This is a genomic window from Thiomicrospira sp., assembly GCF_036568485.1.
Taxonomy (GTDB): domain Bacteria; phylum Pseudomonadota; class Gammaproteobacteria; order Thiomicrospirales; family Thiomicrospiraceae; genus Thiomicrospira.
This window is the reverse complement of sequence record NZ_DATCSL010000040.1, coordinates 41,659-53,173: the sequence shown is the minus strand read 5'-3', so window position 1 is coordinate 53,173 and position 11,515 is coordinate 41,659. Positions and strand designations below refer to the sequence as shown.

The window sequence follows — 11,515 nt, the reverse complement described above, 5'->3', positions numbered from 1 at the left end:
TTGGTAGCGGGGGCAGGATTTGAACCTACGACCTTCGGGTTATGAGCCCGACGAGCTACCAAGCTGCTCCACCCCGCGTTAATTGATGTGCGTATTATACTGGCTGAGACTCAGATTACAAGCCTTTATTTGGTTTATTTATAATGATTATTTCTTGGCTTTGTCTAGATACATTTTTAGGTTGTATCGATAGATAAAACCTGGAAATGAAAAGATGATAAACATAAATAGGTTAATTACATAAAACTCCCATTGTTGCGGTTCTATATTTCCCATAGTGCTGTATTCCAGCCCCACTCCGATCAAACCAACTAGGACTAAATACACAGACCATTCTATTAGATTCAACCAAAGTGGTTTGGGTTTAGCCAGTGGCACCACCACGAAAAGCTTGTTAGATATGATCCATGGAATATTGGCCATTACAATTGCTAAAAACAACAATACCCATACAGCTTGATCTAGACTCATTTTTAATTCCTTTTAATACAAATAAGGCGCCATATGGCGCCCTCTTTTAAATGCTTAAAAGTCTCGTTTGGACCTTAAACAAGTAAGCTGTTATAAACAATAGTCATTAACCAAGCAGGCATTAAGCCTAACACTAACAAGGCTAATGAAAACACACTAACGGCTACCGCCATTTCTTTCGTGGTGGCCTTTAATTCGCCTTCAACCGGTGCCGTATCAAAGTACATGACTTTCACCACTCTCAAGTAATAGAAAGCACCTGCAACAGCGGTTACCACACCAACAATTGCCAACCATACGAACCCAGCTGTGATGACTTCTTGTAGCACCACAACCTTGGCGTAGAAGCCAATAAATGGTGGAATACCCGCCATAGAGAACATAATGATAAGCATCATAGCCGCTAACCATGGATTACGTTGATTAAGGCCTTTAAAATCCTTAATTTCATCAAATTCAAACCCTGTGCGCGCTAAGGTAATAATCATACCGAATGCCGCTACACTGGTAAGCGCATACACTAATACATAAAACATCGCGGCTGAGTAGCCTTCTGGCGTAGCTGCAATAAAGCCTAGTAATAAGAAGCCAATGTGTGCAATACCAGAATAGGCTAATAGACGCTTGAAATTGGTTTGAGCAATCGCAATCACCGTACCCACAACCATCGACAATACTGCCATGATAATCAGTAATGGCTGCCAATCAAGCACCAGGCCTGGTACTCCATCTACTAAAAGACGGTATACAATCGCAAAGGCAGCAATCTTAGGTGCCGCACCGATAAAAAGAGTTACTGCCGTTGGCGAGCCGTGATACACATCCGGCACCCACATATGAAACGGAACCGCACCCAATTTGAAGCCTAAGCCAATTACAATAAAGACAACACCAAAAGCCAGTACAACCGAGTCGGCTTTACCGGCTTCAACGACTGATTTGACCTCTGGAATAGTCAAGCTGCCAGTCGCGCCATAAATCATCGATAAACCATATAGTAAAAGACCTGTGGCCAGCGCGCCCAAAACAAAGTACTTGATGGCCGCTTCAGTGGCTTTGCTTGAATCACGTTGCATCGCAATCATGGCGTACATCGCAAGCGACATAATCTCTAAGCCAACAAATAACGTAATAAAGTTATAAGCCGACACCATGACAAACATGCCTAGAATTGCAAATAATCCTAGGGTAAAGAATTCACCTTTGTAAAAGTCATTTTGCTTTAAGTACTCTCTAGAAAATAAGAACACACCTAAAGAAACAATGACGATAAATATCTTCAACACATCCGCAAATGCATCACGCGCGAAACTCTGATCAAAGGTCACGACCGTGTCAGTAGTGAAACTAATCAAAATTAATACGCCCACCAATAACAAGGTGAACTGCGTGGCATAGTAAGTTGCATTTGCAAAACGCTTAGACCACATCGTATCCGCAATGAGAATAAACGACGCCAGCGCTAAAAGCACAATCTCTGGAATGGCTGGCATAAAATCTGGAATAACAAAATTCATAGTTTTGACTCACCTAATCTCATAGTTACAGTTTTGATGTGGTTGCTTGGATTAATAAATTATCAACCGAGCTATGCATCACTTCTAGTAAGGGGTTTGGCCACACACCCAATAAAATGATGACAAAGGCCAAGGTAGCCATAATCGCAAACTCACGGCGATTTAGATCTTGTAGTTTAGCGATCTCTTCATTCGCAACTGATCCGAAAATCACGCGCTTAATCATCCACAAGGTATAGGCGGCCCCAACAATTAAGGTGGTTGCGGCTAATACACCAAACCAGACATTCGCTTTAAACGAACTTAAGATAACCATAAATTCACCAACGAAGCCAGATGTACCCGGCAGACCTGCATTGGCCATTGCAAACAGAACTGCAAAGAAGCCAAACCACGGCATGCTATTTACTACCCCACCATAAGCGCCAATTTCACGTGTATGCATACGGTCATATAACACACCAATGGCCAAGAACATTGCACCTGAGATAAACCCGTGCGAAATCATCTGAACCATCGCACCTTCCATACCTAAAGCCGCGCCATGAACATCACCGGTTTTGCTCACAATGCTGTAGACCAAGAACAAACCTAACGTAACAAAGCCCATATGTGCAATCGAAGAATATGCGACCAGTTTTTTCATATCGCTCTGAATCAGGGCTACAAACGCAATGTAAACAATAGCAATCAGCGACAAGGCAATAATCAGCCAATCCAATGTCATCGAAGCATCGGGAGTAATCGGCAAGCTAAAACGCACGAAGCCATAACCACCCATTTTCAACATAATCGCGGCTAGTACAACCGACCCGGCTGTTGGTGCTTCAACGTGCGCATCCGGAAGCCATGTGTGGACAGGGAACATTGGAATTTTGACCGCAAATGCAATTAAGAAGGCCAAGAAAATCAAGATTTGCGCGGTCATACCAATCGGCATCGCGTGGAAATCGAGGATCGAGAAACTGCCTGACTGAAAAAACATGTACAGGAAGGCAACCAGCATGAATACCGAGCCCATAAAGGTATAGATAAAGAACTTTAAGGTTGCATAAACGCGTTTTGGACCACCCCATTTACCAATTACAATAAACATTGGGATGAGCAAAGCTTCCCAGAATACATAAAACAGGATTGAGTCAAGCGCAACAAACACACCGATCATCAAGCCCTGCATGATCATAAATGCACCCATGTATTGCTCAACACGTTCTTTAATCACCGTCCATGCTGAAGCAATCACTAATACCTGGGTAAAGGTGGTTAATAAAACTAATGGCATAGATAAGCCATCAACACCCAAGAAGTATTCGATATTGTATTGAGGAATCCAACTGGCACGCTCAACAAATTGCATCGCAGAAGTCGTGGTATCAAATGCCACGTAAAGCGGTAAAGATAGGAGGAAAGTTAATACCGCCGCCCCCAAAGAGAACCATTTAGCAAACGCTGGGTTATTACGACCTGCAAACAATACAATCAAACCCGCAATGATCGGTAACCAAATAAGGGTACTGAGAATCGGATAGCCTAAAGACATGAAATCGTTTTCCTTTTCTTATTATTCTCTAATTACCAAAGTGCCCAAATCAACAGACCTAAAAGCCCAAAGATCATGACAAAAGCATAATGGTACATATAACCAGTTTGTGACTCTCTAAACATGGTTGCCATATCCGATACACGACGAACTGTACCATTGACCATACCCGTATCAATGACACGCATATCTACAGAGCGCCAGAAGAATTGACCCAAACGAATCGATCCTTTTACAAATACAATTTCGTTTAAGCGATCAAACCCATAAGCATTTTCAAGCATATAATTTGCTCGCGTACACTTAGTTTGAATCCACGCTGGGATATCTGGACGTTTCATGTAAAAGAACCAGGCTAAAGCGACACCAGAAAGGGCGAGCCAAACAGGCGACGTCATAAAGCCGTGAATAATAAACCCAAGAACATTATCGAACTGCGTTGCATATATATCTGACAACACATCATGTGATGGTAATACCGTAATTGCATCCGCGAAATAACTACCTGACAACACAGGTTGAATCATAAACAAGCCCAGTACAACTGACGGAATGGCCAATAATATTAATGGCACAGTCACCACTTTTGGTGATTCATGGATCTTGTGCGATTTCACATAATCACTTTCATCGCCGTGGAACACGAGGAAGAACATTCTAAAGCTATAGAAAGCCGTCACAAACACGCCCATTAGTAATAAAGTGTAGGCAAAACTCGAACCCCAAGAATCGGTCTGATTAACCGCCAATAGAATACTGTCTTTTGAAAAGAAGCCTGAAAAGCCAGGGAAGCCAATTAGGGCTAATGAACCTAATAACAATGCCCAGTAAGTAACCGGCATATGTTTTTTCAATCCACCCATTTGGCGAATATCTTGAATATGGTGCATTGCAATAATGACTGAACCCGCCGCTAAGAATAACAAGGCTTTAAAGAATGCATGCGTTAGCACATGGAACATACTCGCAGCATAAGCAGACGCGCCAAGTGCCGCTGTCATATAACCCAACTGAGAAAGCGTTGAGTAGGCAACTACACGCTTAATGTCGTTCTGGATAATCCCTAACAAGCCCATCATGAATGCCGTCAAGGCACCTACCACTAAAATGAACGCTAACGCCGCTTCTGACATTTCATAAGCTGGTGATAAACGAGCGACCATAAAGATACCGGCGGTAACCATTGTCGCCGCGTGGATCAAAGCCGAAATAGGGGTTGGGCCTTCCATCGATTCTGGAAGCCAAACATGTAATGGCATCTGTGCCGATTTACCCATCGCCCCAATAAACAACAGAATAACCATGACGGTAATCACTGACCACTCAACACCAGGAATAAAACTCATCATGGTATGTTCATGTTGAGCCAAACGATCAAAGAACTCTTGATAGTCGAGGGTATTGAAGTAGACGAATACCATCGCAATACCTAAAATGAAGCCAAAATCACCTACACGGTTTACTAAGAAAGCTTTTAAATTAGCCGCGATGGCTGATTCACGCTTCATGTAGAAACCAATCAATAGGTAAGAAACTAAACCTACTGCTTCCCAACCAAAGAATAGTTGCAAGAAGTTATTGGCCATAACCAACGACAACATTGAAAAGGTAAACAAGGATAAATAGCTAAAGAAACGCTGATAGTATGGATTGCTATGATCATAATCTTCATCGTGATCCATATAGCCGATGGTATAGATGTGAACCATTAAAGATACAAAGGTCACCACCAGCATCATAGTTGCCGTTAAGCTATCAACCAAAAAGCCAATTTCAAAACGAATACCATCACTGATCATCCAGGTATACAGCGCCGCATTATAGGTTTCAGCGCCATTAAAGACATACTCAAAAAACACATAAGCCGATAATACGGTTGATACCGCGACACTAAAAATAGTGGCCGAATGAGCCCCTCGGCGTCCTATTCTACGGCCAAACAAACCTGCTGCAACCGCACCAAATAGTGGCGATAACAATATGACGGTAAGTATAAAATGCAACATCTCCATCTAACCTTACCCCTTCAGTGAACCAAGATCATCAACGTTGATACTGTTTCGATTACGAAACACCAGTACGATGATGGCTAACCCGATCGCGGCTTCGGCGGCCGCCACGGTTAGAATAAAGAATACGAAAATTTGACCGGCCATATCATTTAAGAAATAAGAGAAAGCGACCAGGTTTGTATTGACCGCAAGCAACATCAACTCAATTGACATTAATAAAATAATCACATTTTTACGGTTTAAGAATATCCCGGCCATACTCAGAGTGAAGAGTATTGCACTAAACACCAGATAATCAGACAGTGCAACCATTACTCGTCCTCCTCTTGTTTCTTAATGGGTTCTTCTTTAGTCGCTTTCATTTTGATCATTTCAAAACGATCTTTAGCTTGTACCTTGACCTGTTTGTCGATGTCTTGATACAAGACTTCATGAGGTGATCTACGGCGGATAGTCAAAGCAATCGCGGCCACAATGCCCACCAACAACAATACAGCAGCCAAAATGAAGGCATAAGCATGTACGGTATAAAGCTCTAAACCAAGCATCGTAGTATTGCTGTGATCGGCTGAGAATTTTAGAGGCTCACCCGTTTTATCTAAACCAAAATGAGCTGGTCCTAACACCATGTACATCATGGCAAAAATTGCGACCGACGCTAGAACACCAATTGGTAAATAGCGGGTAAAACCTTCTTTTAATTTGACTAGGTTGATATCCAGCATCATCACGACAAATAGGAATAACACCATCACAGCACCGGCGTAGACGAGGATAAGCACAATTCCTAAAAATTCTGCTTGCGCAGTAATCCAGACACCGGCGGTGGAAATAAACGCTAAAACTAGCCACAAAGCCGCTTTAACCGGGTTATTAACACTGATCATCATTAAGGATGCAATCACCGCAATACCGGCTAATACATAAAATATAAGTTGTTCAAAAGTCATAAAATCAAATTCCTGTAGATTTAACGGTACTTAGCATCGGCGGCACGGTCGGCTGCGATTTGAGCTTCATGCTTGTCACCAAATGCTAACAACTTATCTTTCGTCATAATATGAGGTCCACGCTCATCAAATGCATACTCAAACACGCGCGTCTCAACGATGGCATCTACCGGACAAGCTTCTTCACAAAAACCGCAATAAATACACTTGAACATATCAATATCGTAAACGGTGGTACGACGTGATCCATCACTACGTTCTTCTGCTTCAATTGTGATCGCATTCGCAGGACAAACCGCCTCACACAATTTACAGGCAATACAGCGCTCTTCACCATTTGCATAACGGCGTAAAGCGTGGTGACCACGAAAACGTGGCGACATAGGGGTTTTTTCTTCTGGATAACGAACCGTGATTTTCTTTTTAAAGAAATACTTACCGGTTACCGCTAAACCTTTAAATAACTCGATGAGACCAAAGGTCTTAACCTGATGTTTTAAAAATGCAATCATGTTCAAACCTCACTCAATTAAACCAGGGGCCAATGCTGAAGTAATGCATTAAACCAACTACAAATACCCAAACAATGGTGACAGGAATTAAGACTTTCCAACCTAAACGCATCAACTGGTCATAACGGTAACGTGGGAAGGTCGCACGGAACCATAGGAAACAGAAAAGTAAAAAGGCGACTTTTAAGAACAGCCAAACGAAACCTGGAATCCAAGCCGTTAACGGATCAAGCAAAATAATGCCTTCAAATGGCGAATACCAGCCACCCAGGAACATAATTGCAGTCATAAACGAGATTAAAATCATCATGGCATATTCTGCCAACATGAAAATACCAAAGGTGATTCCCGAGTATTCAACATGGAAACCCGCTACGATTTCCGCCTCGCCTTCTACTACGTCGAACGGTGCACGGTTGGTTTCGGCTAAACCAGAAATAAAATACACCGCAAACATAGGTAATAATGGAATCCAATACCAGTTCCAGAAACCGCCTTGCTGACCGTGCACAATTTCCGTTAGGTTCATGCTATCAGCCACCATTAAAACGGTTACCAAAGCAAAACCCATCGCAATCTCATAAGATACTTTTTGTGCTGAACCACGCAATGCACCTAAGAATGCATACTTAGAGTTAGATGCCCAACCGGCAATAATAACCCCGTAAACCACAATCGAAGAAACGGCTAACACATACATCACACCCACATTCAAATCGGATGCTACCACACCTTCATCAAATGGGATAACGGCCCAAGCTGCTATTACAGGCGCAAAGGCCAAGATAGGGGCAATGAGAAACAAATAAGCATTCGATTCAGCCGGTCTAATCACCTCTTTCATGATGAGCTTAATGACGTCTGCAAAGGGTTGCAGAATGCCATAGGGCCCGACTCTGTTTGGCCCCATTCTCACTTGCATAAAGCCAATCACTTTACGCTCGGCTAAAGTTAAAAAGGCCACGGCTAAAATAACCGGTACAACTACAATTAAAACTTGAATCACCAAAGTGATCATGACAGCCAACCAATCCCATAAGAAAACGCTTAGCCAGCCTTCTAAAGCATTAAACATACACTTTTCCTTTATTCCTTAGATTGGCCAATCGAACCAGCATCCGGTGTCGCTTGTAATGCAGGTGAACGTCGCACCAAAGCATCTACCGAATAAGGTGACACGAAACCAGACTCATAAGTTGATGACACTTTATCCACCAACCCAATGCTCAAGTCTTCATAATTGGCAGGCTTCAATTCTAAATTAAGTGCCTGAATCTCCGTTAAAATCTCGTTCGTGTTGACGTAGTCAAAACCGGCTTGGTCAAACATATTGCCCAACACACGTAGAATCTTCCATAAAGGTTTAGCTTCTGCTTTGGCATTCGCCACCATTTTAAAGCTCTGCCAATCTCCCTGAGCATTAATGTAGGTGCCAGCATTTTCAGCGAACAGAGCCATCGGCAACATAAATTCGGCATAACCACGCTGGGCCACGCTATCAAAACCCGTGATATTGATAACTAATTCGGCATTTTGCATCGCTTTAAGCGCGCCAGAAGATCGCACAGCATCTTGCTCTGGTTCAACGCCTAAGTTAATAAATACTTTTTTACCTTTTTCCAACCAATCATTTAGGTTGTCAGCGGCATGATCCGATAGCAACAAGTTGGCACCCTGAGTATTCGCAGACATTGGCAAGTTACTCAATACACTGTTAGTCGCTTTTGCCATTAAAGCTGCCAAACGAACCAAAATTGAATAATTTTGATCCATCTGTGCTCGTTGACCTAACACCACACAGGCTTTATCTGATTTGAATAATGATTGCGCAATCGCTTTATGTTGAGCAGATGGTTTTACATCGGACAACCAGGCCTGGTTGTCCAACTTAGCCAAATCTAACGCGGCTTTCGTAATAGCCGCTAAGTCTTCAACCATATCGCTTGAAACAATTTCATTTTCAACCTTGTAGTTGTAATCCAAAGCTACTGGGTTAAGTGTATGAATCTGAGCACCTGCTAAATGTGCTTTACGTACGCGATTATTTAAAAGTGGTAATTCTTTTCTTAAATATGAACCAACCATAAAGATCGAGTTCAAGTTCTCGACATCGGCAAAAGTCTGGCCCAACGAAGTCTTAACTCCAACAGAATCGGCACGGAAGTCTTGCTGACGTAGACGAGATTCAATTGAGCGCACACCTAACGCATTAAATAACTTTTTAGTTAAATACAGCTCTTCTAATGTTGCGTTGGGAGAAATTAATACAGCAATATCTTCAGGCGTGGTTAAGTAAGACTTCAATCTTGAGACTAAGCTTTCTAAGGCGGACTCCCATTCTACCTGCTGCCAGCCGGCATCCGTTTTTAACATAGGAGAAGCTAAACGCTCAACGGAATTTAAAGCCTCATACGAATAGCGATCACGATCAGAAATCCATGTTTCATTTACTGATTCATTTTCAGCTGGAACCACACGCATGACTTCTCCATTACGTGTATGCACCAGTAGGTTTGAACCCACACTATCATGCGGTGAAATACTCGGGTGAGAAATCAGCTCCCAGGCACGTGCTTTATAACGGAAAGGTTTTGACGTTAACGCACCGACAGGGCAAAGATCAATCATGTTGCCAGACAGTTCTGAATCAATCGACTTTTCAATATAGGTGCCAATTTCCATCCACTCACTTCGGCCAGTCGCACCTAATTCTTTTAAGCCCGCGATTTCTTGTCCAAAACGTACGCAACGGGTGCAGTGTATACAACGCGTCATGTCCGTTTGAATTAACGAACCAACATTGCGGTCACCGACAATTCGTTTTGCTTCAGAATAACGAGAAACGTCATCACCATAATCCATGGCAACATCTTGCAACTCACATTCGCCACCCTGATCACAAATTGGGCAGTCCAATGGATGATTAATTAACAAAAACTCCATCACAGATTTTTGTGCGGCAATCGCTTTTGGAGAGCGTGTATTGACGCGCATCCCATCTGTCACAGGTGTCGCACAAGCGGGGATCGCTTTGGGCGCACCTTCAACTTCGACCAAACACATACGACAGTTAGCTGCGATGGAAAGTTTTTTGTGGTAGCAAAAGCGTGGAATAGATACGGATGCGCCATCGGCCACATCAATCAACATATCACCCTCTCGAGCTTCTACAACCTGACCATTTATCTCGACTTTTACCATAATTCTTAACCTAATATTCGACGCTTAAATTTAAGCGCGGTCGAAAATACTGCATCCGTGATCAATATAATGACGGAACTCATGTTCAAAATGCTGCAAGAAGCTTGTCACCGGGATCGCCGCTGCATCTCCTAAACCACAAATAACGCGTCCCATAATTTTGCCCGAGACGTCTTTTAATGTTTCTATGTCCTCTGGGCGACCTTTACCCTGACGAATACGATGTACTACGCGATACATCCAACCAGTACCTTCGCGACAAGGCGTACACTGACCGCAAGACTCGTCATAATAGAACCAAGTCAAACGCTCGAGTGCTTTAACCATATCGGTTTGATCATCCATAATAATCACCGAGCCTGCCCCGAGGAAGGATCCCGCCTTAGCAATAGAATCGTAATCCATTGTCATAGCTAATGCTTTATCTGCTGGAAGCAAGGCCGTTGAAGACCCGCCAGGTATAACAGCCTTTAATTCTCGGCCCTTCCAGATCCCACCAGCCAACTCAAGTAAATCTTTAAACGGTGTACCCAAAGGTATTTCGAAATTACCTGGTTTTTCGATATGGCCAGACATTGAGAAAAGCTTAGTTCCACCGGCATTTGGTACACCTAGCTTGGCAAACCAGTCACCACCTTTAGCCAAAATCATTGGGATAGAAGCCAATGTTTCCGTATTATTTATGGTCGTTGGACGACCATAGACGCCGTAGCTAGCTGGAAAAGGTGGCTTAAATCTTGGCTGACCTTTTTTCCCTTCTAAAGACTCAATTAGGGCGGTTTCTTCACCACAAATATAAGCGCCTGCACCCTGGTGAGTATGAAGGTCAAAATCATAACCCGACCCTAGAATATTCTTTCCTAGTAACCCCGCTTCTCGCGCTTGAGTAATTGCACCAGTAAAACGTTCATAAGGTTCCCAAAACTCACCACGAATATAGTTATAACCCGTGTTTGCTCCAATTACATAACCTGCGATCATCATGCCTTCAATTAGCTGATGTGGGTTATAACGCATAATGTCACGGTCTTTAAACGTTCCCGGTTCACTCTCATCGGAATTACAAACAATGTATTTTGGACCAGGTGCTTGACGGTTCATAAAGCTCCATTTCAAGCCTGTTGGAAAACCTGCACCGCCTCGACCACGTAAATTAGAGGTTTTAACCTCATCAATAATTTCCTGTGGACTTAAGTCACCAGCTAAAACCTTCTTCCAAATTTGGTAGCCGCCTTGCGCAATGTAAGTGTCGATATCCCAAGAGTTTTCTAGATGATTATTGCGGTAACAACAAAGATTTAGTTCAACCATA

The 11,515-nt window shown here is 42.9% G+C and carries 10 protein-coding genes and 1 tRNA gene; all 11 read right to left on the bottom strand.

What is annotated here, in order from left to right:
* Window position 1: 1 nt before the first annotated feature.
* A tRNA-Met gene (locus tag VIM91_RS04030) sits at window positions 2–78 on the bottom strand.
* A 69-nt stretch (window positions 79–147) separates the two neighbouring features.
* A complete protein-coding gene (locus tag VIM91_RS04025; RefSeq protein WP_331863531.1) occupies window positions 148–471 on the bottom strand; it encodes a DUF2818 family protein in 324 nt (107 codons plus the stop codon).
* A gap of 74 nt (window positions 472–545) precedes the next feature.
* Window positions 546–1,988, bottom strand: coding sequence for an NADH-quinone oxidoreductase subunit NuoN (gene nuoN / locus VIM91_RS04020; RefSeq protein ID WP_331863530.1), 1,443 nt, complete (start codon window positions 1,986–1,988; stop codon window positions 546–548).
* A gap of 25 nt (window positions 1,989–2,013) precedes the next feature.
* On the bottom strand, window positions 2,014–3,528 hold the full coding sequence (locus VIM91_RS04015; protein ID WP_331863529.1) for an NADH-quinone oxidoreductase subunit M: 1,515 nt from the start codon (window positions 3,526–3,528) through the stop codon (window positions 2,014–2,016).
* Between the two features lie 32 nt (window positions 3,529–3,560).
* Complete coding sequence (gene nuoL / locus VIM91_RS04010; RefSeq protein ID WP_414719596.1) at window positions 3,561–5,534, bottom strand: NADH-quinone oxidoreductase subunit L; 1,974 nt, start codon at window positions 5,532–5,534, stop codon at window positions 3,561–3,563.
* A 12-nt stretch (window positions 5,535–5,546) separates the two neighbouring features.
* Window positions 5,547–5,852, bottom strand: coding sequence for an NADH-quinone oxidoreductase subunit NuoK (gene nuoK, locus VIM91_RS04005; protein WP_331863527.1), 306 nt, complete (start codon window positions 5,850–5,852; stop codon window positions 5,547–5,549).
* On the bottom strand, window positions 5,852–6,490 hold the full coding sequence (locus VIM91_RS04000) for an NADH-quinone oxidoreductase subunit J (protein WP_331863526.1): 639 nt from the start codon (window positions 6,488–6,490) through the stop codon (window positions 5,852–5,854). Before VIM91_RS04000 ends, nuoK begins: the two co-directional genes overlap by 1 nt.
* 20 nt (window positions 6,491–6,510) lie before the next feature.
* Window positions 6,511–7,002: an NADH-quinone oxidoreductase subunit NuoI gene (gene nuoI, locus VIM91_RS03995; RefSeq protein WP_331863525.1), complete on the bottom strand. Its 492-nt coding sequence runs from the start codon at window positions 7,000–7,002 to the stop codon at window positions 6,511–6,513.
* A gap of 13 nt (window positions 7,003–7,015) precedes the next feature.
* Window positions 7,016–8,077: an NADH-quinone oxidoreductase subunit NuoH gene (gene nuoH / locus VIM91_RS03990; protein ID WP_331863524.1), complete on the bottom strand. Its 1,062-nt coding sequence runs from the start codon at window positions 8,075–8,077 to the stop codon at window positions 7,016–7,018.
* 11 nt (window positions 8,078–8,088) lie between these two features.
* Window positions 8,089–10,203, bottom strand: a complete 2,115-nt coding sequence (gene nuoG / locus VIM91_RS03985) for an NADH-quinone oxidoreductase subunit NuoG (protein ID WP_331863523.1) — start codon at window positions 10,201–10,203, stop codon at window positions 8,089–8,091.
* Window positions 10,204–10,233: 30 nt separating this feature from the next.
* The gene (gene nuoF, locus VIM91_RS03980; RefSeq protein WP_331863522.1) at window positions 10,234–11,514 is read right to left on the bottom strand and encodes an NADH-quinone oxidoreductase subunit NuoF; all 1,281 of its coding nucleotides are present in this window, start codon (window positions 11,512–11,514) and stop codon (window positions 10,234–10,236) included.
* Window position 11,515: the final 1 nt, after the last annotated feature.

Excerpts from the sequence above, each read along its gene's own strand:
- VIM91_RS04025 (WP_331863531.1), bottom strand. The coding sequence starts at position 471 with ATGAGTCTAGATCAAGCTGTATGGGTATTGTTGTTTTTAGCAATTGTA.
- nuoN (WP_331863530.1), bottom strand. The coding sequence starts at position 1,988 with ATGAATTTTGTTATTCCAGATTTTATGCCAGCCATTCCAGAGATTGTG.
- VIM91_RS04015 (WP_331863529.1), bottom strand. The coding sequence starts at position 3,528 with ATGTCTTTAGGCTATCCGATTCTCAGTACCCTTATTTGGTTACCGATC.
- nuoL (WP_414719596.1), bottom strand. The coding sequence starts at position 5,534 with ATGTTGCATTTTATACTTACCGTCATATTGTTATCGCCACTATTTGGT.
- nuoK (WP_331863527.1), bottom strand. The coding sequence starts at position 5,852 with ATGGTTGCACTGTCTGATTATCTGGTGTTTAGTGCAATACTCTTCACT.
- VIM91_RS04000 (WP_331863526.1), bottom strand. The coding sequence starts at position 6,490 with ATGACTTTTGAACAACTTATATTTTATGTATTAGCCGGTATTGCGGTG.
- nuoI (WP_331863525.1), bottom strand. The coding sequence starts at position 7,002 with ATGATTGCATTTTTAAAACATCAGGTTAAGACCTTTGGTCTCATCGAG.
- nuoH (WP_331863524.1), bottom strand. The coding sequence starts at position 8,077 with ATGTTTAATGCTTTAGAAGGCTGGCTAAGCGTTTTCTTATGGGATTGG.
- nuoG (WP_331863523.1), bottom strand. The coding sequence starts at position 10,203 with ATGGTAAAAGTCGAGATAAATGGTCAGGTTGTAGAAGCTCGAGAGGGT.
- nuoF (WP_331863522.1), bottom strand. The coding sequence starts at position 11,514 with ATGGTTGAACTAAATCTTTGTTGTTACCGCAATAATCATCTAGAAAAC.